This is a genomic window from Sphingomonas sp. P4_G2, from assembly GCF_056401155.1.
Genome location: NZ_JBFUJY010000003.1, coordinates 123829 through 149733, shown reverse-complemented (window position 1 = coordinate 149733; position 25905 = coordinate 123829). Strand labels below are relative to the sequence as shown.

Genomic DNA, 25905 nt, shown 5'->3' with positions numbered 1-25905 from the left:
CGATGAGGTCCAGTGACGATGATCCGCAAGGTCGACGACAATATTTCGGTAGCACCGCAGATCGCGGTCGAGGACGTGGCGGCGATCAAGGCGGCCGGCTTCACCGCGATCGTCAACAACCGCCCCGATGGCGAGGAAGCCGGCCAGATTCCGGGGGACACGATCCGCGCGGCGGCGGAGGCGGCAGGGCTGAGCTACACGGCGATCCCGATCACTCATGCCGGCTTCAGCTATCCGCAGATCGAGGCGATGGCCGAGGTGCTGGCGGGCGCCGACGGCCCGGTGCTGGCTTTCTGCCGGTCGGGCACGCGATCGTGCAACCTCTGGGCCTTGGCCCAGGCCAGAAACGGCGCCGACGCCGACGAGTTGATCGCGAAGGGTGCGGGCGCGGGCTACAATCTCGACGGTCTCCGGCCGCTGCTCGATCAGTTGAAGGCGCAGGCATGACCCACACCCAGCTCGTCCAGCTCGCAGGGTCGATCGTCGCGATCCTGGCGCTGGCCGGGTTTGCGCGCTGGCTCAAGCTGGGCGAGAGCCGGATCGCCACGGAAGAGGACGCCCGCCGCTTCGCCGAAGAGGCATTGGCCGGATTCGAGGGGGGCCGTGCGCTGATCTCGGGCGATGGCAGCGCGGCTTTGGTCCAGGGACAAGGCACGATCGCGGTGCTCAAGCGCCACGGCGCCAAGGTCGCGGTGCGCCGGCTCGTTCCCCCGCTCCGGGTGCGCGAAGCGGTCGAGGGCGCGACGGTCGATACCGGCGAGAAACTGTTCGGACCGGTCACGTTGTTCGGCATCACCGCCGATCAGGTTCGGGGTCTGGAAGCGCCACTTACACTAGTGTAAGCAAGCCGCGGATGAGGGGTAAATATGCCCCTGAGGATGTTGATGACCGCGCCGCACTTGCCCGACATCGTCTCGCTCGCCGTGCCCGGCTTCGTGCTGCTGGTGCTGGCCGAGATGCTGGTCGCCCGGGTCAGGGACAAAAGCCGCTACGAGCCCAAGGACACGCTGACCAGCCTCGCGCTCGGCACCGGCAGCACTGTCGCGGGGGCGATCACCGCCGGACTGATCTATGCGATGGCGACCTGGCTCTACGGCCATTTCCGCATCGTCACCCTGCCCAATCCCTGGGCCTGGTATTGGTTTGTCCTGTGCTTCGTGATCGACGATTTCGCTTATTATCTGTTCCACCGCTCAGCGCATCGCGTGCGCTGGTTCTGGGCGAGCCACGTCATCCATCACAGCTCGCAACATTATAATTTGTCGACCGCGCTCCGGCAGACCTGGACCGGATTCCTCTCGATCGCCTTCATCTTCCGGCTGCCCTTGTTCCTGGTGTTTCCGCCGGCGATGGTGATCTTCGTCGGCGGGGTGAATCTGATCTATCAATTCTGGATCCACACCGAAGTGATCGGGCGGATGCCGCGCTGGTTCGAAGCGGTGATGAACACGCCGTCGCATCACCGCGTCCACCATGCGACGAACCCGCGCTATCTCGACAAGAATTATGCCGGCGTGTTCATCGTCTGGGATCGCTGGCTCGGCACGTTCGAGCCCGAGCGCGACGACGAGGCGCCGCGCTATGGCATCGTCAAGAATCTCGGCAGTTTCAACCTGATCTGGGCGGCGTTCCACGAATGGGTGGGAATCGCCAGGGATGTGTGGGCGGCGCCGGGGCTCAAGGCCAAATGGAATTACATCGCCAAACCGCCGGGCTGGAGCCACGACGGCAGCCGCGAGACGTCGGAAACTATCAAGGCGCTGTGGGAACAATGCGAGCGGGAGAAAGCTGGGTGGACGAAGCCGATATCGTCGTCGTCGGGGGAGGATCGGGCGGCGCCGCGGCGGCCGGACGGCTCAGCGAGGACGGTCGCTACACCGTAGCCTTGCTCGAAGCGGGCGGGCGCAACACCGGGCTGCGCACGCGCGTGCCCGGCTTCATGGCCTTCCAGACCGACAAGACCAATTGGCGGCTGGAAACCGTGCCGCAACCGGGGCTGAATGGCCGCCGCGGCTATCAGCCGCGCGGCAAGGGGCTGGGCGGATCGAGCGCAATCAACGCGATGCTCTATCTGCGCGGCAATGCCTGGGATTACGATAATTGGGCGGCGATGGGCTGTGACGGCTGGTCCTATGCCGACGTGCTGCCGGCGTTCAAACGGTCGGAGGGCAATGAGCGCGGGGCGAGCGACTATCATGGCGGCGACGGACCGCTCAGCGTGTCCGACCAGCATTGGCCGCACCCCGGCAGCCTCGAATTCGTCGAGGCGGCGGCGATGCTGCAGATTCCGCGCAACGAGGATTTCAACGGTGCGCGCCAGGACGGCGTCGGCCTCTATCAGGTGACGCAGAAGAATGGCGAGCGCTGGACGTCGAGCCGCGCTTATGTCGAGCCGGCACTGTCGCGGGCCAATTTCCACGTCGTGACCCAGGCATTGGCCGAACGCGTGCTGTTCGAAGACGGCAAGGCCTGGGGCGTCGCCTACGCCCGCGGCAACGAACGCCATGTCATCCGCGCGCGCAAGGCGGTGGTGCTGGCGGGCGGGGTGTTCGGAACGCCGCAATTGCTGATGCTGTCGGGGATCGGTCCCGCCGCGCACCTCGCCGCCAACGGCCTGACGGTCGCGGTCGACCGGCCCGATGTCGGCGCCAATCTGCAGGACCATGTCGATTACGTCGCGGCCTATGAAGTGCCGGGTCGCTTCTTCCTTGGCAGTTCGCTGGCTGGGACGCTCAGCATGGCGGGCGGGGTGATCCGCTGGTTGAAGAGCCGGTCGGGGGTGATGACCACGCCGTTCGCCGAGGCTGGCGGTTTCCTGACCGTGATGCCCGATGCACCGGCGCCCGACGTCCAGCTGCATTTCGTGCCGGTGGTGCTCGAGGATCACGGCCGGACCAAGGTCAAGGCGCATGGCTTTTCGTGCCATGTCTGCGTGCTGCGGCCGGAAAGCCACGGCACCGTCCGGCTCGCCTCGCCCGATCCGCGCGAAAGCCCGTTGATCGACCCTGCCTTCCTGACCGATCCGCGCGACATGGCAGTGATGAAGGCGGGGGTGCGCACGATGTACCGCATCCTCAACGCCCCGCCGCTCAGCCGGCATCGCGGCAAGGACCGCTATCCGATCGATTTTGGCGACGATGATGCGCTGGAGCGGTTGATCCGCGCGCGTGCCGATACCGTCTATCACCCGGTCGGCACCGCGCGAATGGGATCGGACGCCGGTGCGGTGTGCGATCCCAAGCTGCGCGTGCGCGGGGTCGGCGGCCTCTACGTCGCCGACGCATCGATCATGCCCAAGCTGATCAGCGGCAACACCAACGCGCCATCGATCATGATCGGGGAACGTTGCGCCGATTTCGTGAAGGCGGATTTGGCGAGCTGACTCCCCTCCCTGAAAGGGAGGGGTTGGGGGTGGGTGCGCGCGTCTGCGCGCCCAAAAAGACTCATTCGTCCACGGGCAAACAGCGTCAGGCGAGGCATCGAGCCTCGCCTGACGCTAAACCCACCCCTTGATCCCCTCCCTTTCAGGGAGGGGAGGAAAACTCAGTACACCCAGTCGACCGTCAGAAACACCTTGTCGGTATCGGTCGCGAAGGCGTCCGCGCGATAATGCGCGAAGCGTGCGGCAAGCATGTAGCGCTTGACCTTGGCCGAGGCGATCAGATCGAGTTCGTCGCCATAATGGAGCGACAACCGGTCGCTGTCGAAATGGTGATACGTCGCGCCGAGGCCATAGCCCGCCACCCAGCCCCGACCCTTCCAATTGGCGCCGAGCGTCGCATAAGCATCACGCAAGCCGTTGGGCGGGGTGGTGGTGAATTTGCTGTCCCAGCCCTGGAACTTGAAGAACGAGGCGAGCGGGGTCTGCACGCTGGTCAGCGCGACGCCCTTGTCGGCGCCGAGCACTTCGTAGCCTGCCGTCGCGCTCAGCACCTTGCCCGCCAGGCTCGCTTCGCCCAGCCAGTAATTGGCGGCATAATGGTTGGGATTGCGCGCATAGTCGCTCTGCCGCGCATAGCTCGCGGTGTAGCCGAGCTTCAGGTTTTTGCCGAGCGGCCGGCTGCCGGCGAAACGCACGCCATAAGTCTGGCTCGACAGGCGGAAGCCCGACAGCGACGTCGAATCCTGGTCGACCAGATAGGCGAAGCCCGACAGCGTCCCGACCGGCGTCGCGTAGCCAATGGTCCCGAAGTAATTGTCGCCGCCGATCGATTGCGGTCGCGTGGGCGTGCCCTGGATGCCGTTCACCGTGCGCACCGACCAGGAATAAGCCGCATCGACGGTCAGGCCCTTCAGGCCGCCCAGCCCCGAATATTGCACGCGCACGGCGTCGAACGTCTGCTCGTTCTGCCGCCACACCGCCGGGCCGACGAAGCGCTGGTCGGCGACGTCGAGAACCTGGCGCCCGGCGGTCAGCTTCAATCCTTTGTCGACGTAGCTCAGCTGCGCGCGGTTGAGCTCGATATTGCCGGGATCGGGTACGGTCGGCAGCGCGCGGCCGTTGAACCCGTCATTATAGCTGGTGGTGAAGGGAATATTGCCCTCCGCCTCGACCAGCGCGCTGAACGGCCCGGTGCTCGCCTGGATGCCGCTGCGGATCCGGAGCGTCACGGCGTCGGCGCTGTCGGCGATGCCGTCCTGATCGACATGTTCGTAACGCAGTCGCGCGTCGATCAGCGGCTTGAGCGTGATGTCCTGGGCCTGCGCGCCGGACGCGGCCAAGCCGGTGGCGACGAGCGCGAGCGCCCGCAAGGTGTGACGATGCATCCTGGTTACTCGGCCGCGTCGATCACCAGGGCGCCGCGCTCGGGCGTGTTCAGCGCGCCGAGCTCACCATCGGCCCGCGCCTTGCGGCCATAGACGATCTCGAACAGCGGCCCGGCCATCATCGTCGTGACGATCGCCATCAGCACCAGCATCGAGAACAAAGTCGGGCCGATAATGCCCTTTTGCAGCCCGATATTGATGATGATCAGTTCCATCAGCCCGCGCGAGTTCATCAGCGCGCCGATACCGAGCGCGGTGCGGTTATCCTCGCCCGACAGCCGCGCCGCCGCCCAGCAGGCGCCGAACTTGGCCAGGATCGACACCGCCAGCACGCCGAGCGCGATCAGCACCAGCTCGACCGAATTGACCATGTCCATCCGGGTGTTGAGCCCCGAATAGGTGAAGAACATCGGCAGCAGCAGAACGACCGCGAGCGGCTCGACCTTGCGCTTCAATTCCTCGACGAAGAGGCCGCGCGGCATGCAGACGCCGAGCAGGAAGCCGCCGAAGATCGCATGGATGCCGATCGCGTCCATCACGAACGCCGACAGGCAGAACAGCATCATGGTGATCGCGAGCACCGTGGTCGTCATCTCGCCGCGCGCCTCGACCGCGCGGCCCAGCGGCGCGAGCAGGCGGCGGCCGTAAAGCAGCATGAACGCGGTGTAGATCACGGCACCGCCGATCGCGAGCACCGCGACCCCGGGGCCCGCCCCGAACGTTGCGAGCACGACCGCCAGCACGCACCAGGACGTGGCATCGTCGAACGCGCCTGCGGTCAGCGACAAGGTGCCGAGCGATGAATTGGCGAGGCCACGCTCGTTGATGATGCGCGCGAGCATCGGGAAGGCGGTCAACGCGATGCACGCGCCCATGAACAGGGTCGCATTGGCGTTGCTGATCCCCGGCGCGAACAACCCCGGCACGGTCAGCAGCATCGGCGTGATCAGCGCGGCGAGCAGGAACGGCACGACGATGCCCGCCGCCGACACCCCGGCCGCGCTCTTCGCCTTCGCTTTGAAATGCTCGAGGTTGAGCGTCAGCCCGACCATGAACATGTACAGCCCGACGCCGAGCTGCGCGCCGGCATAGAGCACGTTGCGCGTTTCCTTGGGGAACAGAGCGAGCTGGAAATCGGGGAATAGCAGCCCGAGTAGCGACGGCCCGAGGATGACGCCGGCGATCATCTCGCCCACCACTTGCGGCTGGCCGAGCAATTTCTGCCCCGCCCAGCCGACGACGCGGCACGCGAGCAGGATCACCGCCAGCTGCAGGAAGAAATGCACGCTGAAATCGCCCGGCGTATAGCTCTTGGCGATCGCCCCTACCGCCGGGCCATGCGGCGCCAGGATTCCCGTTACCGTCGATATCAGACTGTCGATCACACCTTGCTGCGGCATGCGCTTTCCCCATCCCCATTCCGACCCTGAGCGGGCCATGTCACGGGCAAGGGAAAGCCGATTGGTAACGTTAGCAATGGGCTTTTTGCGCGCTTGCCGGTCGGCGCTGTCACTTTTTCGACCGCCAGGGGAAAAGTGTTGCGAGTGTGCTACAACGTAGTAACGTACCTACATAATCAGTCGCCCAATCAGGCCGAGCGAGCACCCAAAAATGCGAGTCGTTTCCAGCCGCGAATTCAATCAGGACGTCAGCCAGGCGAAGCGACTGGCGCGATTCGAACCGCTGTTCGTCACTGACCGCGGGCGGCCGACGCATGTGCTGATGAGCATGGAGGCGTTCCGGCGGCTGTCGGGCCAGAGCGAGACGATCGTTGACCTGCTCGCGGCGCCCAATGCGCCCGCCCCGGCCGACGACCTGCCGGTGCGCGCCGATCCCTGGCGCCATCGCGATGGCGAGCGCTGAATGCACTTGCTCGACACGCCGGTGGTGGTCGCGCTGCGCGACGCGCGCAGCGGGCGAGCCGACGCCGCGCTGAGCGCCTGGGCCTCCGGGGTTGCGCCGCAGAGCCTGTTCATCTCGGCGATCACGCTGCACGAACTCGAGGGCATCGCCGCCCGCACCGCGCGCAAGGATCGCGCGGCGGGCGCCTTGTGGCGCACCTGGCTCGACGATCAGGTGGCGCGCGCGTTCGACGGGCGCGTGCTGGCGATCGACGCCGCGATCATCCGCCGCGCCGCCGTGCTCGACTATGCCGATCAGCGCGACGGGCTGCTCGCCGCCACCGCGCTCGAACACGGCCTGGCCCTGGCGACCTTGCGGCCGCGTGCGTTCAAGGCGGGACGGGTCAAGACGTTCGACCCGTCGCGCTACGTTGCCGATGCCGGGGACGGCGACTGGCGCCAGGCATCGCGTGCGGCGCCGGCGTGGATCAAGGGCCTGTTCGTGCGCAGTTAAGGACGGTAGCGAAGGAATATGGAGGGAAAGCGCAGCATCCTGATCGTCGGCGGCGGCACCGCAGGCTGGCTGACGGCTGCCTATCTTGCCAAGTTCCTCGACATCGCCAATCGCTCCGATCTGTCGATCACCTTGGTCGAATCGCCCGATATCGGCATCGTCGGGGTTGGCGAAGGCGCGTTCCCGACGATCCGCACCACGCTGCAATTCCTCGATATCGACGAACGCGATTTCATCCGGGCGACCGGCGCGACGTTCAAGCAAGGCGTCCGGTTCGACGACTGGGTGCGCACCCCGGCGCCGGGCGCGCACGATCATTATTTCCACCCGTTCGAAGCGCCGCTTTACGCGCCCGACGCGAGCCTGGTGTCGCTCTGGCTGGCCGAGGATGAGGCGACGCGCCCGCCCTTTGCCGAGGCGGTGACGATCCAGCACCGCGTCGCCGAGGATCGCCGCGGACCCAAGCGTGCCGAGGAGGATGGGTTCGCTGCCCCGCTCAATTACGCTTATCATTTCGACGCGGCGGCGCTGGCGCGGCTGCTCGCCGATCGCGCGCGGTCGCTGGGGGTGGCGCATGTCGAGGATCGCCTGCTCGGCGCGACCCTGGACGATCAGGGCATGATCGCCGGGCTCGACTTCGAACGCTCGGGGATGCTGACCGCCGATCTGTTCGTCGATTGCACCGGCCTGCGCGCCGAACTGATCGGCAAGGCGCTGGACGAGCCGTTCGTCTCGGTGCGCCGCTATCTGTTCACCGACCGTGCGCTTGCCTGCCGGGTGCCGCGTGGCGACCCGGACGCGCCGCTGCCCAGCTATACCATCGCCGCCGCGCATGAGAGCGGCTGGATCTGGGACATCGGCCTGCGCGACTTGCGCGGGGTCGGTTCGGTCTATTCGAGCGACCATGTCGACGAGGCGCGCGCCCGCGACGTGCTGGGCGGTTATGTCGGCCGGGCCGAGCTTGCCGCCGACGCCCGGCTGATTGCCTTCGATCCGGGCTATCGCCGGCGGCAATGGGTCGGCAATTGCGTCGCGGTGGGGATGGCGGCGGGCTTCCTCGAGCCGCTCGAATCGACCGGGATCGTGCTGATCGAAGCCGCGGCGGCGATGATCGCCGAACTGCTCCCGCCGAGCGGGCCGGTTGACGCCTCGGCGGATCGCTTCAATGCGCTGATGACCGCGCGGTTCGACAATATCGTCAACTTCCTCAAGCTGCATTATTGCCTCAGCCGGCGCGATGAGCCGTTCTGGCGCGACAATGCCGACCCGAGTTCGATCCCCGACGCGCTCAAGGAGATGCTCGATCGCTGGCGCTCGCGCCCGCCCAGCCGGTTCGACTTCATGCTCGACGTCGAGACCTTCGCCTATTTCAACTATCAGTACATTCTCTACGGCATGGGCTTTCGCACCGATCCGCCCGGGGGCGGCATGCCGGACAATCGCCGCGCGGCGACCGTGTTCGCCCGCATCCGGCATTTCGGCGATCAGGCGGTCGACGACCTGCCGTCGCATCGCGAGCTGATCCGGCAGATCAATCAGGGCTGATTCCCCTCCTCGGAAGGGAGGTCAGGGCTGATCACACTCGGCTTACCCGTCATGCCGGCCTTGTGCCGGCATCCACCGTCCCGCGCACCATCGGCCGTTGGCGGAGCGACACGGTGGACCCCGGGACGAGCCCGGGTGTGACGAAGGACATTGCCTGACGCACGAGGCCCCGGCCTTCGCCGGGGCTGCGCTTCAAATGCATTTGCATTTGAAGCTTGAAAAGAGGGCCGGTGACTTTCGTCACCGGCCCAGGTCGTCCGCAGGAGGAACATCGTGGGGGCGCCGGATCGACCGGCGCCCCGATCTTGTCAGTAGTGGTAAGCCCGCTCGCCATGCTCGGCGATGTCGAGGCCTTCCCGCTCGACTTCTTCGGAGACCCGGAAGCCCCAGAGCTTGTCGATGATGACGTAGAGGATGGCGGCGCCGACGCCCGACCAGACGAGCGTGAGCCCGACGGCCTGGGCCTGGATCCACAACTGGGCGACCCAGTCATAGGGTGCCACGATCAACGTGCCAGGCTTGGTCGTATAGTCGGCAACGCCCTGACCACCCAGCGTCGGATTGGCGAGGATGCCGGTCATCAGCGCGCCGGTGATACCGCCGATGCAGTGGACGCCGAACACGTCGAGCGAGTCGTCATATTTGAACTTCGACTTCACGTAGCTGACGAAGAAGAAGCAGATCGGCGAGACCATCAGGCCGAGGATCACCGAGCCCATCGTGCCGGCATAACCCGAGGCCGGGGTGACGGCGACCAGGCCGGCGACGACACCCGAGGCGGCACCGAGCAACGACGGCTTGCCGCGCACGATCTGTTCGGTCAGCAGCCAGCTCATGCCGGCAGCGGCGGTGGCGATCATCGTGTTCATGAAGGCAACCGAGGCGATCGACGACGCTTCGAGGTTCGAGCCGGCGTTGAAGCCGAACCAGCCCACCCACAGCAGCGACGCGCCGATCATGGTCATGGTCAGCGAGTGCGGCGGCATCGGCTCGTTCGGATAGCCGAGACGCTTGCCGAGCAACAGGCACATCACCAGGCCGGTGATACCGGCGTTGATGTGGACGACGGTGCCGCCGGCGAAGTCGAGCGCCCCCTTGTTGTAGAGATATCCCGATTCACCGGTGACGGCGGCGAGCGCGTCCTTGCCCTTGAGCGCGGCGGCAGCGAGGGCGTCGGGCCCGTCCCAATACCAGACCATGTGCGCGATCGGGAAATAGATGAAGGTCGCCCATAGCGCGACGAACAGCATCAGCGGCGAGAATTTGATCCGCTCCGCCACCGATCCGACGAACAAGGCCGGGGTGATCATCGCGAACGTCATCTGGAACAGGACGTAGGTCAGTTCCGGAATATAGACGCCGTTCGAGAAGGTCGCCGCGGCGGCATTGGCATCGACGCCCTTCAGGAACAATTTGGTGAAGGGATTGCCGACGAATGGGCTGTACGTCGTGAACGTCTCCGAATAGCCCCAGCACACCCAGATCAGGCCGACCATGCAGACGATCATCAGCACCTGGGTCAGCACCGACAGCATGTTCTTGGTGCGGACCAGGCCGCCATAGAACAAGGCCAGGCCGGGTACCGACATCATCAGCACCAGCAGGGTCGACACCAGCATCCAGGTATTGTCGCCCTTGTTCATATTGGCGAGCGACGGCGTGGCAATGGCAGGTGTGGCGGCAGGCGCGGGCGCAGCGGCCACGGCCTGGGCAAAGGCCGGGTGGCACATCAGCGCAGCAACGCCCACGGCTCCCAATCCGGCCAGCATCTTGGTCGATTGTTTCATCATTCCCCCCATCTCAGAGAGCACTGTCATCGGTTTCGCCGGTGCGGATGCGCACCGCCTGACCGACGTCGAGCACGAAGATCTTGCCGTCGCCGATGGCGCCGGTGTTGGCGGATGCCTGGATCGCCTCGATCACTGCGCCCGCCATGTCGGTGGCGCAGGCGACCTCGATCTTGATCTTCGGCACCATGTTCGTGCTGTATTCGGCACCGCGGTAAATCTCGGTCTGGCCCTTTTGTCGGCCGAACCCCTTCACCTCGGTCACGGTCATACCCGCGACGCCCACGCCCGACAGTGCTTCACGCACCTCGTCGAGCTTGAACGGTTTGATGATGGCAATGACGAGTTTCATCGCGCCCCTTTCCGTTTTGTCCCGGAATGCTGCCTCGCAAGGGGCGTGCCAGAGTCGATTTAACGTGTTTACAAGCGGAATCGCGCAATGAAATATTACGGAGGCGTTAAAATTTGTGCAGCCGCGAAGGCGTGCTTATTTTTCAGGCAGAATCGCCTGCCCATTTTCTGGGCACGCCAACTAAGCATAACCAAGCCTACTTTCCGTCCCGCTTCGCTTCGTCGCAAGTTTTTGGCGTGTGGTTGCAGCGATGCTGTGGGCATCTACTTTAGCGCCGTCGCGCGCCGTGCCACTGTCTCCCCCTTAGAGAACATTTCAGAACGGTCGTCGCTTGCCATGGCTCGGAAGCCCCAAACACGATTTGTAGTGGAGATAGATGGACAACTCAGGCGCGTGTTCTCCGTTCGCGAAGTCCGAGATGGGCGTCTGATTGTCACCACTGGAGGAGAGGGGACTAAATTGTCGTTGAACGGCACGCTGGTCGAAGTGCTAACCATGAAGCATACGATCCATGTCAGCGAGAAATCAGAGACAAACGCCGTTACCGTGCACCTGACCCAGGAATTCGTGGACGGCCGGCGCAACGACCTTTTCAATCTCACTCACGCGGTCAAGAATGGCAATTTCCAGCCAATATATTCAAGGCTCGTCGGCGACCCTACGCGGGCGCGCATTCTAGATCGGCAGCCATGCGATCAAATTGTCAGCCTGGGGAGATACAACCCAAGAGCCGAGACGCTCGTACTGACGATCTGGTTGTCGGCTACCGACGTTGCTGACGCCTTTCCGGTCGATACCCACTACTCGACCGTCGTTCACAAATTTTATCGATACGGACTGATTGTTGCCTACGGCTTTGCGCCTACGCCCTCCACCCCCGTCGGCGGCTTCATCAACTTCGCCACCACCAGCAAGGAGCGCCTTACTGAAGCCCAGCGCCGTTTGAACTACATGGCCGGATTATCTGAGGGGTCAGCGCCTCACGAGACGGCCAAGCACGCAATTTTTGAACTGAACTACGTGCTCGACCAAATGATCAAGCCAACGTTGGTCGAGCCGCCTCAAATCAAACGCGGAATACTTTTACCTCCTCGATTCAGCCCCACACCCAAACAATTTACACGGTCGACCACTCTTTGAGCAGCCGCTGCGCCAGCGCCAGATCGTCCTCATCGACCATTACTCGCACCGGGATCAGCCGGAACGACCCCTCGGCCATATGCGTGCCGGCGTCGAAGGTGATCGCCGGAATGCCTTCGGATTCGAGCCGGCCGACGATGATATGCGCTTCGGGGTAGGAATAACCGCCGAGTTCGACCAGGCTCATTGCTGTTGTTGTTCCTGCTGCTGGTTCGGGGGCGGTCCCATCGTCGGATTTCGCACCGGCAGGCCGTCGATGCTCTTCAGCCGCACCGCATATTTGGCCTGGCGCACCTCCTCGCCATATTGGCGGTGATATTTGCTCAGCGTGTCACGCTCGCGCTCGAAGCTCATATGCGGGACGCCCCAGCCGCAGCTGGTCTGGACCTGATCGATCTCGATGACGAAGATCTGCCGCGTGCCGGGGAGCAGGTCGAAAGGCCGGGCATGCTCATTCCAGTCGGCGTCCTGCGGCAGCACCGGGCGGCCGTGGCCGTAGAGGCGCAGGATCAGCGTGGGATTGTCGAACGCGCAGAACATGATCGTGATGCGCCCATCGGCGATCAGATGCGCATTGGTCTCGTTGCCCGACCCCTGGACGTCGAGATAGGCGACGCGATTGGGGGACAGGACGCGGAACGAATCCATTCCCTTGGGGCTGAGGTTGACGCGCGCATCCGCCGCGGCGGTGGCGACGAAGAACACAGGCTGACGCTCGACGAAGGCGATATGCTGGTCGCTCAGCGCATCGAAGAATTCGGCCATTCTCTATCCTGTCATCCCAGCGAAAGCTGGGATCTCAAGCCGTATCATATGATTGCATGAGACCCCAGCTTTCGCTGGGGTGGCGGTCTAGACCATTCGCAGCAGCCGCATCCGATCGGCCCGGCCGATGAGTGCGCCGGATTCCGCCCCGGCCCCTCTAGCGCGTGCCCCGATCAGGCGCAGCGAAATAGGCCGTCGGCGTGGCCCCGAACGCCTTGTGAAAGGCGACGGTGAACGCGCTCGGCGTGCTGTAGCCGGCGTCGAGCGCGACCGCGGTGACGCTCTCCCCGCCGCCGAGCGAACGAACCGCGTGCATCAGGCGCGATTGCTGGCGCCAGCGGCCGAGCGAAAGGCCCGTTTCTGCCAGAAAGAGCCGTTCGATCGTCCGACGGCTCGCCCCCGCGTCGCGGCAGAGGGATGCCAATTGAGTTTCGGCACCCGGCGCGACGGCGAGCCGTTCGGCCACGCGCCGCGCCCTGACGTCGGACGGCATCGGCAGTTCGAGTGCGAGCGTCGGCAAGGCGCGCAATTGATGCGCGAGGAGCGCGCCGACATGGCGGTCGGCGCCATGCGCGCAGGCGTGCAGGATGAGCTCCTTGACGAGGTTGGGGACGCCGACGACGCAGCATTTGCGCGGCAGCCCAGGAATGCGCGCGGGCCGGAAATAGAGCGTCCGCATGGCGACCTGACCCGACATGGCGATGGCATGGGGAATGCCGGCGGGAATCCAGACCGCGCGATGCGGCGGCGTAACCCAGGTCCCTTCCGCGGTGCGCACGGTCATGACGCCCGACGAGGCATAGACCAATTGATCGCGGTCGTGTGCGTGCGTCGCGATCGTATCGCCCGATGCATAATCCCGCGCGAAGCTCGTCACCGCCGCTTCCCGTCCGGCTCTCTCGGCTCCGAGCGACGATTGGCGATCATTCGACATCGATTGTCGATTTATCGAAAGATTGCCGAAGGGAAAAGCGTAGCATCGCCCCGGTGCCGACGAACCGCGTCGGAAGGAGTCGATGATGTCGGTTGTTCGAGGCGTATTGCCGCGCCGGACCATGCTGTGCGGGATGGGCGCGGCAGTGGCCTTGCCGTTCCTGCATGCCATGGTCCCGCTCAGCGCGACGGCGGCGGCGCGCCGTCGGCCGAGGCAACCGCGATTGCTCGCGATCGAGATGGTGCACGGCGCGGCGGGCAGTACCGTTTATGGCCGCGCGCGCAATCTCTGGTCGCCTGCCGCCGACGGGTGCGGGTTCGCGTTGACGCCGAGCCTCGCGGCGCTGGCGCCGTTTCGCGAGCAGGTGACGATCGTCAGCAATACCGAATTGCGCCCCGCCGGATCGCTGTCGCCCGCCGAGGATGGCGATGGGGTCGATCATGCGCGCTCGTCCGCCGCCTTCCTGACCGGCGCGCATCCGGTACGAAGCGCCGAAGGCAAGATCCATGCGGGCGCGTCGATCGACCAGATCTTCGCGCGGTCGCTCCGGGGCAAGACGCGGGTCGGTTCGCTCGAACTGACCGTCGAGAGCCTCAACGAGCCGCCCGATCCGATCTGGCCGCAAGGCTATAGTCCCGCCTATCGCCACGCCATCAGCTGGGCAGACGCGCATATGCCGGCCCTGCCGGAAGTGTCGCCGGGCAAGGTATTCGCCAAGCTGTTCGGCGCAGGTCGCGGCGGTGCCGCGAACGGCGCCAGCATTCTCGATACCCTGATCGATCCCGCGCGGCGGCTGCAAGGCGATCTTGGCGGCGAGGATCGCCAACGGCTCATCGCGCATCTCGACGACATTCGCGATCTCGAGCGGCGGATTCGCGATTTCGAGATCGCGACGCATGCCGATCCGAGCGGCCGGACGGGCGATCCGCCCACATTCTCCGAACATGTGCGCATTCTCGGCGATCTGGTGCGGCTGGCGTTTGCGAGCGACCTGACCCGTGTCGCGACGATCAAGCTCGGGCTGGATCGCAGCCAGCGCATCTATCCCGAAAGCGGCGTGACGACGCCGTTCCACGCGGCTTCTCACCATCGCCAGGAGACCGAGCGGATCGACGCCTATGCGCGGCTGAACGCGTTCCACGTCGGCCGGGTCGCCGACTTGATCGCGGGTCTCGAACGGACCGGCGACGGAGAAGCGAACCTGCTCGATCGGTCGCTGGTGCTTTACGGCAGCCCGATGGGCGATTCGCATGTCCACGCCCATGACTTCCTGCCGGTTTTCCTGGCGGGCCACGCCGACGGCGCCTTGGCGGGAGGGCGACATATGGTCTGCGCGCCCGGGACGCCTTTCGCCAATCTGCTGCGGACGACGCTCGGCCTGCTCGATGTGCCGGTCAGGCGGGTCGGCGATAGCGGCGGCGTCCTGGCGGTCTGATTCGGACGGCGGACGGCGACAAATGCAGGCCGGTCAGACCATGCGCGGCACCCGCGGGTGGCCGAGCGGGCATTCGAGGGCATCGCGGTCCCACGCCGCCAGATCGGCGGCGGCGTCATAGGTCGATTGGCAGAAAGCGAGCAACGCCGCGTCCGGATCGGGCGCGGCGCGAACCGCGGCGTAGGGCAGGATGAACTCGCGCATGTCGGCGTTCCACGCGGCCTGTTCGGGTGCGACTCGCGCCTCCGCATAGCCGGCGGGCTCGGGATAGGCATAAGCGTAGAAAGCCGCGTGCGGGAAGGCGTCGCTGCCCGGCCAGAAGCCGACGCTGGCTTCCTCATGGCTGTACGCCTCGCAGGCGACGTCATCGGGCAGGCCCGGCATGCCGCCGGGATGTTTCGGTGCGGCGCGGCCCGAAAAGCGTGTCGCGGCGAGGTCGAAGCTGCCCCAGAACAAATGGATCGGGCTCGCCTTGCCGAGGAAGCCGGTGCGGAACTGGTAGAAGACGCGACGCACCTGGATCAGCGCGCGCCAGAAATCGCGCACCGCCTCGGCGTCGTAGGGTCGCTGCTCGCGATCCTCGGCGAAGCGCGGATAGCCGGGCATCTCGCTCGGGCTGCCGTCGAAATCCGATGCGGCGCCCAAGGCCTCGAGCGCGGCCACGACCTCGGCATGGAAGTCGGCAATCGTTCCCGCCGCCAGCGGGATCGATCGCATCCCGCCATCGCTGGTCGCGAATGTCACCGCATCCCCGATCAGATCGAAGTCGATCTGCAGGATGCGGCTCCCGCACGGGATCGCCGATGTCGTCCAGCCGCGCGCGGTCAGATAGAAGGGGACGTGCCAGCTATGGTTGAGCCACGGCGTCAGCGCGAGCCGCACCTTGCCGACGATCTGCGCGCGCAATTGCAGCCCGATTGCGGTCTCGCGCCAGGCGGGCCAATCGAGCTGCGGCCAGTCGTCTCCGTCACTGCTCATGGCTGGCCGATCCTGTATTCGCTTTGCACCAGCCCGCTCGGATAGGAGCGGGTCGCAATGTGGCTGAGGCGGATGTCGCGATCGAGCGACCCGAACAGCGGAATTCCCTCACCGATCAGCACCGGAACGCGGGTAACGATAAGGCGCTCGATCACCCCCGCGCGCAGAAAGCGCTGAATCGTGATCCCGCCGTCGATATAGAGATTGGCCACCCCGTCGGCGGCGAGGTCGGCGATGATCGTGGCGGGATCGCCGGCCCGTTGCTCGACCCGGCCGCCGCGCACCACCGACAAATCGAGCGGGCGGCTGCTCAGCACGACCACGCGCTTGTCGCCATAGGGCCAGGGATCGAAGCCGAGCACGATCTCGAACGTGTTGCGGCCGATCACGATCGCGTCGACGCCGGCCATGAATTCGTCATAGCCATGCGGTTCGCCGCCGCCCGCGGGCAGCCAGTCGAGCCCGCCATCGGCGCGCGCGATGAACCCATCCACGCTGGCGCCGACAAAAACCGATGCTGTCATCGTCACCTCCGCTGCCCCGTGCTCGCCATCCCTGATATGGCAGGGGGTACAGTGTCGCGCGATCCGCGGTAAGCCCTCCGACCGATGCGGTCATCCGATCGGGCCGCCGAAGATCAGCTTCCATCCTGCCACAACCAGCCAATGCACGATCACGCCGGGCCAGATGCTGCCGCTCCGGCGATACATCCAGACCAACGTGGTGCCCAATATCGCGACGATGGTCAGGAAGGCGGGGTCGAGGAAGGTTGCGCGCCACGGCGGCCCGATCGTCACCGCCTGAAGGGGATGCCAGAGGATGAATGCGGCAACGGCGCCGATTCCTGCCGGCATGGACATCGGCCGGTCGCGCGGCGGCACGATCAGGCCGCGGAACAGGATTTCCTCGCCCAGGCTCGGCACGATGACCAGCAAGGCAGCCTGAAGCAGCCACGTCCAGCCAAACGGCATCGGGTCGAACCGTGCGAGGCCGGTGGCGATCGCGACGGTGGCGATGATCGCCACCCCGCCCATCGCGATTAGCGACGCCCCCCACCAGCCGTCGCGATCGGGTAGCCGCAGCGCCTTCCCCAACCGGCGCCGCGCTTCGACGATCACGCCGCGCCATTTCCATAGTCGAAGCCACGCGCGGCCAGGGCGCGCCAGCGCCGCTGACGATGGCGGTAGAAGACCAGCGCGAACAGCCAGGCGGTGAAGGTGCCCAGCCCGGCGTGGATCTCGACCGTGTCGCGATAATCGGTGCGGCCGTCGGCGCGTGGCCTGATCTCGATCATGTGGTCCCACATGCGGATGCGGTCGCCGCTGCCATTGTCGCGCATCCTGAGCACGCCGTCGCCGCGATCGGGCGGAAATTCGATGCCGATATATTGCGTGCCGATCGGGATGCGCCCGAACAGCATCAGCCGGTAGAGATAGCGGCCGGTTTCCCAGCGCGCGGGCGGAACGGCGGGGTCGATCGGCACAAACGCCTGGAGCGGTGCCGCGACATGATCCAGTGCCGCGGGCTTGCGGACTTCGTCCCACACCCACTCGGCAGGCGCGTCGAGGATCGTCGCGACGTCGATCCTCACATCGCGGTGCCGCCGACCGTCAGCCCGGACACCAGCAAGGTCGGCTGGCCGACGCCCGCCGGCACGCTCTGCCCGCCCTTGCCGCACATGCCGACGCCTTCGTCGAGCGCGAAGTCGTTGCCGATGCCGGTCACCTTGGTCAGCACGCTCGGCCCGTCGCCGATCAGCGTCGCGCCCTTGATCGGCGCGCCCAATTTGCCGTTCTCGATCAGATAGGCCTCGGTACAGCTGAACACGAACTTGCCCGACACGATGTCGACCTGTCCGCCGCCGAACGATTTGGCGAAAATGCCTTTCTTGACCCGGCTGAGCAGCTCGGCGGGATCATCCTTGCCGCCCTTCATGAAGGTGTTGGTCATGCGCGGCATCGGCGCGTGCGCGAACGATTCGCGGCGGCCGTTGCCGGTCGGCTCGACGCCCATCAGCCGGGCGTTGAGGCGATCGTGGATATAGCCCTTGAGGATACCGTCCTCGATCAGGATATTCTCGCGCGTCGGCGTGCCTTCGTCGTCGATCGACAGCGATCCGCGCCGCGCGTTGATCGATCCGTCGTCGACCACGGTGACGCCCGGCGCCGCGACGCGCTCGCCGATCCGGCCGGAAAAGGCGCTGGTGCCCTTGCGGTTGAAATCGCCTTCGAGCCCGTGCCCGATCGCCTCGTGGAGCAGCACGCCCGGCCAGCCCGGCCCGAGCAAGACGGTCATCTCGCCGGCCGGAGCGGCGACCGAGTCGAGATTGACCAGGGCCTGGGCCAGCGCCTCGTCGATCGCCCGGTTCCAGGTCGCGGGTTCGAACAGCGACTCGTAGAGATAGCGCCCGCCGATCCCGAAGGTACCGGTCTCGCGGCGGCCATTATGCTCGACCACGATCGAGACGTTGAGGCGGACCAAAGGGCGCACATCGGTTGCGGTGAAACCGTCGGGACGGACCACTTCGATCACGTTCCACGACCCCGACAGGCCGACCGAGACCTGGGCGACGCGCGGATCGCGGGCGCGCGCGGCGGCGTCGATCGTCTGGCACAGGTTCACCTTGTCGGCGAACGGGATCAGATCGAGCGGATCGGCATCGGTATAGAGGTGCCGGTTGGTGTGCTGGGGCGGCGGCGCCTTGGGGCCGGTCGAGGGGGCGATCAGCGCCATCGTCTCCGACGCGCGCAGGATGGCGGCCGCGCTGATCTCGTTTGCATGGGCAAAGGCAGTGGTCTCGCCCGACACCGCGCGCAGGCCGAATCCCGAATGCGTGTCGTAGCTCGCGGTCTTCAGCCGCCCGTCGTCGAACCCGAAGGCTTCGGACCGGGCATATTGCAGATAGAGCTCGCCATCATCGGCATGGTCGAGCGCCGTCGCGGTCAGCCTTTTGGCCTCTTCTGGGTCGAGCTGGTCACGGTACAGGAACTGGCGGGGGTCGGCGGGACTGGTCATGTCGGCCAATATAGGCAGGCATCGGCCAGTGTCACGCTGCTGCGTTGGCCTTAAAGTGAAGCCCCCGCCGGATGGTCCGGAAGTTCGCTCTGGTCGGCGCCATCGGCCGGGCCGCCGATCAGCACGAAGCGGCGGTCGCAATAGCCGCAATCGACATAGCCGGCTTCGTCGATCTGCAGGAATACGCGCGGATGGCCCAGGGCAGCGCCGCCCGGAATGTCGGTCGCGCCGTCGCAGGCGACGCGGGGATGGGAGACGCGGATGGTTTCGGGCGGTGCGATCATGCTGGCGCGATAGCAAGGCGCGGCGAGCGCATCAATCTCTCCTGCTGCCTTGCCAAGCCCGACCCCGCGACGCACGATAAGGCCATGATCCTTGTAAAGCTTGCGGCGATCGCCGCTTTGATCGTGGCGGTCCCGGCCGCCGCCGTTCCCCAAGCCGCGACCAAGTCCGCCGCCAAGCCGGCGCCGGGCAAGCCCGCCGCCAAGGCCAAAGCAAAGCCGAAGGCGAGGACCAAACTCCCGCCGCCGGCGCTCAACATCTCGGAAAAGGACGGGTTTGGCGTCATGCAGGTCGCTGCGGCCGACGCCGCGGCGTTCATCGCCGCCTGGAAGATCGGCGAGGGCGCCAAGAACGAAACCACCCGCACGGTCGCCGACAAGCCGCTCTTCACCATGTTGATCTTCCGCGGCTGCAAGGCCGATGCCGACGGCAAGTGCGACATCGTCGCCGATTTCGTGATCAATCGGCCCGACGGCACGGTCAACGAGGATAACAAAGGCGTCGTGGTGTGGAACAAGGCCGCGCCGACCGATCCCAAGAAGCCGATGATCGGCGACGGCGCGCTCGGTTACGGCGTCGATTCGGAAGGGCCGTTCGGCGATTATCGCGTCGTCGCGACCGTGACCGACAAGGTGGCCGGTACGTCGGTCACCACCGAACAGACGCTAAGCATCGCCCCCGCCTTGGCTACCCCGGCAGTCAACTGAGTTCGACGGCGAAGGCCATCGTCACGACTTCGGGATCGTCCGCCCAGTGGTCGCCGGGCGCATGAAGCATGTCCCAATACGCCCGAAACGCCCGGCGCGGGTCGAGATACCGGCCCCCGACCGAGCCGGGCCAGCGCCACAGCAGGCCGGCAAGCTGGGGAATCGCGCCTTCCGCCCGCGCCTCCATTCGAGTCATCTCGCGCAATCGTCCCGGCCGCACGGAGACCACTGCCAGTGTCAGCCGGGTTGCCCAGGCGGGCATGTACATCGCGCCGATCCACTGGCTGTAGCTGTCGGTCGGGCGCCGCCCGCGCTCGTGGCGGCCGTCGCGATATTGCCGCCAGCCGTCGGCGAACACCACCAGCTCCGCGCGGCGGCGGCCAGTCGCGTGGAGCTTGCCGCCGACGATCCGCGCCGGGATGCATGCCTCGCGCACCTGGATGCGATCGCCGGGCGCGACCGAGGCCAGCGGGCTGTGCGTCGGCACGCGCATCTCGGTCTTGCGCCCGGTCAGCAATGCCATGGCGATGCCGGGGTCGGCGAGGACGAAGGCGCTCATTCTGGGAATGCTCTAGGCGCAACGATTGCGCGGGCATAGCAGCGCCGAGGCTTGGCGGAGCGGGTTCGCGCGCCTAAGTCCCGGCTATGACCGACGCCGCGATCGTAATCGACCAGCTTTGCAAGACCTATGCGGGGGGCAAGCAAGCCCTGGACGGGGTCAGCTTCGAGGTGCCGCGCGGGTCGGTGTTCGGGCTGCTCGGGCCGAATGGCGCGGGCAAGTCGACCCTGATCAACATCCTCGCCGGGCTGGTCAACAAGACCGGTGGCAAGGCGGAGATCTGGGGCTTCGATATCGACGAGCATCCGCGCAACGCCAAATATTCGATCGGGATCGTCAACCAGGAGATCACCTTCGATCCCTTCTTCACCCCGCTCGAGACGCTGGAGATCACCGCCGGGCTGTACGGCGTCCCCAAGAACAAGCGCATCTCGATGGAATTGCTCCGCGCGGTGCACCTCGAGGACAAGGCCAAGGCTTATTCGCGCACTTTGTCGGGGGGCATGAAGCGCCGGTTGATGGTGGCCAAGGCGATGGTCCATTCGCCGCCCGTGCTGGTGCTCGACGAACCGACCGCGGGTGTCGACGTCGAACTCCGCCAGCAACTCTGGGCTTATGTCCGCCAGCTCAACGAGCGCGGCGTGACGATCGTACTGACGACGCATTATCTCGAGGAAGCCGAGCAATTGTGCGACCGCATCGCGATCATCAACCATGGCAAGGTGATCGCCAACGAGCCGACCCGCGACCTGATCGGCATGGCGCAGGAAAAGGTCGTCGCGGTGACCGTCGACCGCGACATCGCGACGGCGCCGCAGGCGAGCTGCTTCCAGAAGGTCGAGCTGAAGGGCGATCGCGTGCTCGAAATCACCTATCGCAAGGATCTCGCCAATGCCGGCCAGGTGCTCGATGCGGTGCAGAAGGACGGGTTCGCGATCATCGACGTCTCGACCAAGGAGCCCGATCTCGAGGATGTGTTCCTCAATCTGACACGGGCGTCGAACCTGGCCTAAGTGTTTTGCAAGGCGGCGAGGGCCTCGGCCGAGGCGCGACCCGGCTCGGGATAGCTGCTGAACCGCGCGAAGACACGCCATGCGCCGTCGCTCTCAAGGCGCCAAAGGTCGGTCAGCCAGAACGCGCCCGACCGGTCGTGACCATCGAGCTCCGCCTCCTGCTCGGCGATCGAGGACATCACCGCGAGGCCTTCTCCGATCGCGCGGACCTGGACGTCGCGATAGGCGAAGCGCGAACAGCGATAGCGGTCGCAGGTCGCCAGCCATGTCTGCCGCGCCATCGGGCGCGTTGGAAAAGCCGAAACGGTGAGGGTGAAATCCTGAGCCAGGCTGTCTTCGAGTATCGCGCGGTCAAGCGTCACCCATGCCTGCATCCAGCGAGTCGCGGCGCGCTCCACTTCCTGTGCCGGATCCCCCATCACCCTCTCCTCACCGGCCGACTGTATCACGCGGCGGAATTTGCAAAAGCGCCCGTTCCGCGACTAGGCCGGTTTATTCCGCAGCGGAGACCCATGTGACCGACCCGCATACGTCCGACGTCCTGATCATCGGCTCCGGCGCCGCCGGGCTCACCGCCGCGCTCAACCTTGCCGACCGTTTTCGCGTCACTGTGCTTGCCAAGGGCGGGCTGGCCGAGGGGTCGACTGCCTGGGCGCAGGGCGGGATCGCCGCGGTGCTCGAGCCGGGCGACACGTTCGACAGCCATATCGAGGATACGATGATCGCCGGCGCGGGGCTCAACGACCGCAAGACCGTCGAATTCGTCGTCGAGAACGCGCCGCGCGCGATCGAGCGGCTGATCGAATTGGGCGTGCCGTTCAACAAGGAAGGCGGCGACCTCCATCTGACGCGCGAAGGCGGGCACAGCCATCGCCGCATCGTCCATGTCAACGACGCCACCGGCTGGGCCGTTCAAGAGGCGTTGCTCCACGCAGCCCAGGCGCACGACAATATCACATTGGTCCCCGACATGGTGGTGGTCGACCTCGCCACCTCGAAGCATGAGCAGCGCTATTCGGGCGCGGGCAATATCTGGGGCGTCTATGCGGTCAACCGCGCGACCGGGCGGGTCGAATTGTTCACCGCCAATGCGACGATCCTGGCGACCGGCGGGGCGGGGCGGACCTATCTGTTCTCGACCGCGCCGCGCGGCGCGACCGGCGACGGTATCGCGATGGCGTGGCGCGCCGGCTGCCGCATCTCGAACATGGAGATGATGCAGTTCCACCCGACCTGCCTGTACAATCTCGACGTCAAGAACTTCCTGATCACCGAGGCGGTGCGCGGCGAGGGCGGACAGCTCAAGATCCCCGACACCGGCTATCGCTTCATGCCCGATTTCGATCCGCGCGCCGAACTCGCGCCGCGCGATATCGTGGCGCGCGCGATCGACCATGAAATCAAGCGGCTCGGCCTCGATTACGTCCATCTCGACATCAGCCATATGGGCGCCGAGTTCGTCACCCATCATTTCCCGACGATCTATGAGAAGCTCAAGGGCCTCGGCATCGACATGACCAGGGAGCCGATCCCGGTCGTGCCGGCGCAGCATTATACCTGCGGCGGGATCGTGATCGATCTCGATGGCCGCACCGATCTGCCGCATCTTTATGCCGCCGGCGAATGCACCGAATCGGGGCTGCACGGGGCCAATCGCCTGGCGTCCAACTCGCTGCTCGAATGCTTCGTGTTCGGTGAGGCCTGTGCCCGGCACATCAACACGCATTGGGACGATCTGCCGCCACCGCCCGCGATCCGGCCATGGGACGAAAGCCGCGTGACCGATTCGGACGAAGAGGTGGTGATCAAGCAGAACTGGACCGAGATCCGCCGCTTCATGTGGAATTATGTCGGTATCGTCCGCACCACCAAAAGGCTCGAACGTGCCGCGCACCGGATCAAGATGCTGACCGGCGAGATCGAGGATTATTACGGCCATTTCCGGGTGACGCCGGACCTGATCGAGCTCAGAAATCTGCTCCAGACATCTGACCTGATCGTGCGCTCGGCGCTCCATCGCCACGAATCACGCGGGCTCCATTACACGCTCGATTATCCCGAAACTTTGCCGGTGGCGGTCGACACCGTATTGGTCCCTTAAGGTATTTCACGGATTCTCAGCGGGTTGGTTGCTCGCTCCGCCGCTTTTCAGGTGCGGTTCATCGCGGAGACCCTATATCAGGGATTCCGCAACCGTTTTCCTGCGATACTCTCATCGTCGAGAAAAACACGGGCGGGGGTCATGGGTCTTTCTGTGCAGCGTATTGGTAAGATAGCGTTTGGTGTGATCGTAGGCCTCGCGATTGCGGGCTGCGTCTCCGACAGTCAGTCCGGCAGGGTCTCGCGCAGCTTCGCGCCGCCGGTGGCGTATGCGCCGCCGCGCGAAGTGGTGCAGCCGATCCCGACGGCCAGGCCGGCAGTGCTGGCGCCCGCGGCGCTGACCGCGTTGGTGCCCTCGCTGACTCGCGATTTCGGCGGCAAGGTCGGCATCGCGGTGATGAGCATCGACGATGGCTGGACGGTCACCTCGAACGGCGACCTGAAATTGCCGCAGCAGAGCGTGTCGAAGCTGTGGGTGGCGATGACCGTGCTCGACCTGCGCGATCAGGGCAAATTGACGCTCGACGATCCCTATACGGTGCGCAAGGACGATCTGACGCTGTTCCACCAGCCGATCGCGGCATTGGTCAAGGACGACGGCTACAAGACCACCGTCGGTGAGCTGCTGCAGCGCGCGCTGACGCAGAGCGACAATACCGCCAATGATTGTCTGTTGCGGCTTGCCGGCGGGCCGACCGCGGTGCGCGCCTTCCTGACCAAGAAGGGGATCGCCGATATCCGCTTCGGTCCCGGCGAGCGCCTGTTGCAGAGCTTCACCGCCGGGCTCGAATGGAAGCCGCAATATTCGACCGGCCGCTCGTTCGAAGCGGCGCGCGCGAAAATCCCCGCCTCGACCCGGATGGACGCGTTCGAACGCTATGTCGCCGATCCGCCCGACGGCGCCGCACCGCGCGCGATCGTCACCGCGCTCGCCCGTCTCAAGAAGGGCGACTTGCTCTCGCCGAATTCGACCCAATATCTGATGGCGACGATGGAATCGTCGCGCACCGGGCGCGCGCGCCTGCGCGGCGCGGTTCCGGAAGGCTGGACCTTCGGGCACAAGACCGGGACCGGTCAGGACTTCAGCGGACGGACCGCGGGCTATAACGATGTCGGTTTCCTGATCGCGCCCAATGGCAAGGCCTATGCCATCGCCGTGATGATTGGCGACACGCCCAAGACCATCCCCGAGCGCCAGCAATTGATGCAGGCGGTCGTGCTGGGCGTGGTGACCAACCACCATTGGTGATTTGACCGCAATCCCCGGGGCGCGGTCCGGCAAGGCCGCGCCCTATGGGCTGTTCCATGAACAACGATCACGATTGGACGACGCTCGCCGGCGAGCTTGACGCGCGCGGCTGGGCGATCCTGCCTGGCCTGCTCGACACCGACAGCTGCGTGCGGATTGCCGCCGGCTATGACCAGCCGGCGCAGTTCCGCAGCCATGTGGTAATGGCGCGCCATGGCTTCGGGCGCGGCGAATATCGTTACTATCGCTATCCGCTGCCCGATCCGGTCGCCGGGTTGCGCGCCGCGCTCTATCCGCGCCTCGCGCCGATCGCCAATCGCTGGCACGAACGGCTCGGCCTGCCGGCGCGCTTTCCCGCCAAGCATGCGGATTTCCTCGCGCGGTGCCACGAAGCGGGCCAGACGCGGCCGACGCCGCTGCTGCTGCGCTACGGGCCCGGCGATTATAATTGCCTGCATCAGGATCTGTACGGCGAGCACGTCTTCCCGCTCCAGGTCGCGATCCTGCTGTCGCGGCCGGGCGAGGATTTCGCCGGCGGCGACTTCGTTCTGACCGAACAGCGGCCGCGTATGCAGTCGCGAGTCGAGGTGGTGCCGTTGAGCCAGGGCGACGCGGTGGTGTTCGCGGTCAACCATCGGCCGGTCGCGGGCACGCGGGGCGACTATCGCGTGGTGATGCGTCATGGCGTCAGCACGTTGCGGTCGGGGCGGCGGCATACGCTGGGGATCATCTTCCACGACGCGGCTTAGTTGCAGCCTTGGAAAAGGGGCCCTCCTCGCACCCTCTCCAGCGTCACCCCGGCCTTGTGCCGGGGTCCATAGTGCCTCGATCTCGGGGCTGGAACCGCTTGCCTCGCGTTCGCCTCCCGGTGGACCCCGGCACAAACCCGGGGTGACGGCGGAGACAAGGATGGCTTGTCCGC

Annotated in this window: 29 protein-coding genes; 14 read left to right on the top strand and 15 right to left on the bottom strand. The window is 65.7% G+C overall.

Features of this window, described 5'->3' with window-relative positions:
• Positions 1-18 precede the first annotated feature (18 nt).
• Genes AC1DRD_RS10240 through AC1DRD_RS10225 form a run of 4 tightly spaced genes read left to right on the top strand, consistent with a single transcriptional unit; the run spans position 19 to position 3382 of the window.
• On the top strand, positions 19-447 hold the full coding sequence (locus AC1DRD_RS10240; protein WP_478041545.1) for a protein tyrosine phosphatase family protein: 429 nt from the start codon (positions 19-21) through the stop codon (positions 445-447).
• On the top strand, positions 444-842 hold the full coding sequence (locus AC1DRD_RS10235; RefSeq protein ID WP_478041310.1) for a hypothetical protein: 399 nt from the start codon (positions 444-446) through the stop codon (positions 840-842). Before AC1DRD_RS10240 ends, AC1DRD_RS10235 begins: the two co-directional genes overlap by 4 nt.
• Before the next feature lie 24 nt (positions 843-866).
• Complete coding sequence (locus AC1DRD_RS10230; protein WP_478041309.1) at positions 867-1883, top strand: sterol desaturase family protein; 1017 nt, start codon at positions 867-869, stop codon at positions 1881-1883.
• On the top strand, positions 1793-3382 hold the full coding sequence (locus tag AC1DRD_RS10225; protein WP_478041308.1) for a GMC family oxidoreductase: 1590 nt from the start codon (positions 1793-1795) through the stop codon (positions 3380-3382). Before AC1DRD_RS10230 ends, AC1DRD_RS10225 begins: the two co-directional genes overlap by 91 nt.
• A gap of 161 nt (positions 3383-3543) precedes the next feature.
• Here the strand turns inward: AC1DRD_RS10225 and AC1DRD_RS10220 are convergent, their stop codons facing one another.
• Entirely contained in the window at positions 3544-4767 is a 1224-nt protein-coding gene (locus AC1DRD_RS10220; protein ID WP_478041307.1) for an alginate export family protein, read from the bottom strand.
• Between the two features lie 5 nt (positions 4768-4772).
• Entirely contained in the window at positions 4773-6167 is a 1395-nt protein-coding gene (locus tag AC1DRD_RS10215) for a cation:proton antiporter (RefSeq protein WP_478041306.1), read from the bottom strand.
• A gap of 211 nt (positions 6168-6378) precedes the next feature.
• Here AC1DRD_RS10215 and AC1DRD_RS10210 point away from each other — a divergent pair, with 211 nt between their 5' ends.
• Genes AC1DRD_RS10210 through AC1DRD_RS10200 form a run of 3 tightly spaced genes read left to right on the top strand, consistent with a single transcriptional unit; the run spans position 6379 to position 8667 of the window.
• Positions 6379-6630, top strand: a complete 252-nt coding sequence (locus AC1DRD_RS10210; RefSeq protein WP_478041305.1) for a type II toxin-antitoxin system Phd/YefM family antitoxin — start codon at positions 6379-6381, stop codon at positions 6628-6630.
• Entirely contained in the window at positions 6631-7122 is a 492-nt protein-coding gene (locus tag AC1DRD_RS10205; RefSeq protein WP_478041304.1) for a PIN domain-containing protein, read from the top strand.
• Positions 7123-7140: 18 nt separating this feature from the next.
• Complete coding sequence (locus tag AC1DRD_RS10200; protein WP_478041303.1) at positions 7141-8667, top strand: tryptophan halogenase family protein; 1527 nt, start codon at positions 7141-7143, stop codon at positions 8665-8667.
• 308 nt (positions 8668-8975) lie between these two features.
• On the opposite strand, the gene AC1DRD_RS10195 is transcribed toward AC1DRD_RS10200, so the two are convergent.
• Both AC1DRD_RS10195 and AC1DRD_RS10190 read right to left on the bottom strand, forming a co-directional pair.
• Positions 8976-10454 (bottom strand): ammonium transporter, encoded by a 1479-nt coding sequence (locus tag AC1DRD_RS10195; RefSeq protein WP_478041302.1) that lies wholly within the window; start codon positions 10452-10454, stop codon positions 8976-8978.
• A 13-nt stretch (positions 10455-10467) separates the two neighbouring features.
• Positions 10468-10806 carry a P-II family nitrogen regulator gene (locus AC1DRD_RS10190; RefSeq protein ID WP_478032421.1) on the bottom strand — a complete coding sequence of 113 codons (339 nt, stop codon included), beginning with the start codon at positions 10804-10806 and terminating at the stop codon, positions 10468-10470.
• 87 nt (positions 10807-10893) lie between these two features.
• On the opposite strand from AC1DRD_RS10190, the gene AC1DRD_RS10185 reads away from it, so the two are divergent.
• Positions 10894-11946: a hypothetical protein gene (locus AC1DRD_RS10185; RefSeq protein ID WP_478041301.1), complete on the top strand. Its 1053-nt coding sequence runs from the start codon at positions 10894-10896 to the stop codon at positions 11944-11946.
• Here AC1DRD_RS10185 and AC1DRD_RS10180 read toward each other — a convergent pair.
• The 3 genes from AC1DRD_RS10180 to AC1DRD_RS10170 form a co-directional block, all read right to left on the bottom strand.
• Positions 11924-12133: a putative signal transducing protein gene (locus tag AC1DRD_RS10180; protein WP_478041300.1), complete on the bottom strand. Its 210-nt coding sequence runs from the start codon at positions 12131-12133 to the stop codon at positions 11924-11926. The two genes, AC1DRD_RS10185 and AC1DRD_RS10180, sit on opposite strands and share 23 nt — an antisense overlap.
• Positions 12130-12711: a pyridoxamine 5'-phosphate oxidase family protein gene (locus AC1DRD_RS10175; RefSeq protein ID WP_478041299.1), complete on the bottom strand. Its 582-nt coding sequence runs from the start codon at positions 12709-12711 to the stop codon at positions 12130-12132. Before AC1DRD_RS10175 ends, AC1DRD_RS10180 begins: the two co-directional genes overlap by 4 nt.
• A gap of 157 nt (positions 12712-12868) precedes the next feature.
• Positions 12869-13588 carry an AraC family transcriptional regulator gene (locus tag AC1DRD_RS10170; protein WP_478041298.1) on the bottom strand — a complete coding sequence of 240 codons (720 nt, stop codon included), beginning with the start codon at positions 13586-13588 and terminating at the stop codon, positions 12869-12871.
• A gap of 142 nt (positions 13589-13730) precedes the next feature.
• Between AC1DRD_RS10170 and AC1DRD_RS10165 the strand changes: the two genes are divergently transcribed.
• Positions 13731-15080 carry a DUF1552 domain-containing protein gene (locus tag AC1DRD_RS10165; protein WP_478041297.1) on the top strand — a complete coding sequence of 450 codons (1350 nt, stop codon included), beginning with the start codon at positions 13731-13733 and terminating at the stop codon, positions 15078-15080.
• Between the two features lie 33 nt (positions 15081-15113).
• Here the strand turns inward: AC1DRD_RS10165 and AC1DRD_RS10160 are convergent, their stop codons facing one another.
• The 6 genes from AC1DRD_RS10160 to AC1DRD_RS10135 all read right to left on the bottom strand — a co-directional run bounded on the left by AC1DRD_RS10160 (position 15114) and on the right by AC1DRD_RS10135 (position 19357).
• Complete coding sequence (locus tag AC1DRD_RS10160) at positions 15114-16058, bottom strand: DUF5996 family protein (protein WP_478041296.1); 945 nt, start codon at positions 16056-16058, stop codon at positions 15114-15116.
• Positions 16055-16582, bottom strand: coding sequence for a dihydrofolate reductase family protein (locus AC1DRD_RS10155; protein WP_478041295.1), 528 nt, complete (start codon positions 16580-16582; stop codon positions 16055-16057). The genes AC1DRD_RS10160 and AC1DRD_RS10155 overlap by 4 nt, the downstream gene beginning before the upstream one ends.
• 90 nt (positions 16583-16672) lie before the next feature.
• Positions 16673-17176, bottom strand: coding sequence for a CPBP family glutamic-type intramembrane protease (locus AC1DRD_RS10150; RefSeq protein WP_478041294.1), 504 nt, complete (start codon positions 17174-17176; stop codon positions 16673-16675).
• The gene (locus tag AC1DRD_RS10145; protein WP_478041293.1) at positions 17173-17649 is read right to left on the bottom strand and encodes a hypothetical protein; all 477 of its coding nucleotides are present in this window, start codon (positions 17647-17649) and stop codon (positions 17173-17175) included. Before AC1DRD_RS10145 ends, AC1DRD_RS10150 begins: the two co-directional genes overlap by 4 nt.
• Positions 17646-19073 carry a metalloprotease TldD gene (gene tldD, locus AC1DRD_RS10140; protein ID WP_478041292.1) on the bottom strand — a complete coding sequence of 476 codons (1428 nt, stop codon included), beginning with the start codon at positions 19071-19073 and terminating at the stop codon, positions 17646-17648. Before tldD ends, AC1DRD_RS10145 begins: the two co-directional genes overlap by 4 nt.
• 50 nt (positions 19074-19123) lie before the next feature.
• Entirely contained in the window at positions 19124-19357 is a 234-nt protein-coding gene (locus tag AC1DRD_RS10135; protein WP_478032547.1) for a zinc-finger domain-containing protein, read from the bottom strand.
• 84 nt (positions 19358-19441) lie between these two features.
• Between AC1DRD_RS10135 and AC1DRD_RS10130 the strand changes: the two genes are divergently transcribed.
• The gene (locus AC1DRD_RS10130) at positions 19442-20062 is read left to right on the top strand and encodes a hypothetical protein (protein ID WP_478041291.1); all 621 of its coding nucleotides are present in this window, start codon (positions 19442-19444) and stop codon (positions 20060-20062) included.
• On the opposite strand, the gene AC1DRD_RS10125 is transcribed toward AC1DRD_RS10130, so the two are convergent.
• The gene (locus tag AC1DRD_RS10125; protein ID WP_478041290.1) at positions 20055-20621 is read right to left on the bottom strand and encodes a hypothetical protein; all 567 of its coding nucleotides are present in this window, start codon (positions 20619-20621) and stop codon (positions 20055-20057) included. The two genes, AC1DRD_RS10130 and AC1DRD_RS10125, sit on opposite strands and share 8 nt — an antisense overlap.
• 86 nt (positions 20622-20707) lie before the next feature.
• Between AC1DRD_RS10125 and AC1DRD_RS10120 the strand changes: the two genes are divergently transcribed.
• A complete protein-coding gene (locus AC1DRD_RS10120; RefSeq protein WP_478032434.1) occupies positions 20708-21634 on the top strand; it encodes an ABC transporter ATP-binding protein in 927 nt (308 codons plus the stop codon).
• On the opposite strand, the gene AC1DRD_RS10115 is transcribed toward AC1DRD_RS10120, so the two are convergent.
• Positions 21631-22053 (bottom strand): nuclear transport factor 2 family protein, encoded by a 423-nt coding sequence (locus AC1DRD_RS10115; RefSeq protein WP_478041289.1) that lies wholly within the window; start codon positions 22051-22053, stop codon positions 21631-21633. The two genes, AC1DRD_RS10120 and AC1DRD_RS10115, sit on opposite strands and share 4 nt — an antisense overlap.
• 95 nt (positions 22054-22148) lie before the next feature.
• Here AC1DRD_RS10115 and nadB point away from each other — a divergent pair, with 95 nt between their 5' ends.
• The 3 genes from nadB (at position 22149) to AC1DRD_RS10100 (ending at position 25732) form a co-directional block, all read left to right on the top strand.
• Positions 22149-23735 (top strand): L-aspartate oxidase, encoded by a 1587-nt coding sequence (nadB, locus tag AC1DRD_RS10110; protein WP_478041288.1) that lies wholly within the window; start codon positions 22149-22151, stop codon positions 23733-23735.
• Between the two features lie 183 nt (positions 23736-23918).
• On the top strand, positions 23919-24983 hold the full coding sequence (gene bla / locus AC1DRD_RS10105) for a class A beta-lactamase (RefSeq protein WP_478041287.1): 1065 nt from the start codon (positions 23919-23921) through the stop codon (positions 24981-24983).
• A gap of 56 nt (positions 24984-25039) precedes the next feature.
• A complete protein-coding gene (locus tag AC1DRD_RS10100; RefSeq protein ID WP_478041286.1) occupies positions 25040-25732 on the top strand; it encodes a 2OG-Fe(II) oxygenase in 693 nt (230 codons plus the stop codon).
• Positions 25733-25905: the final 173 nt, after the last annotated feature.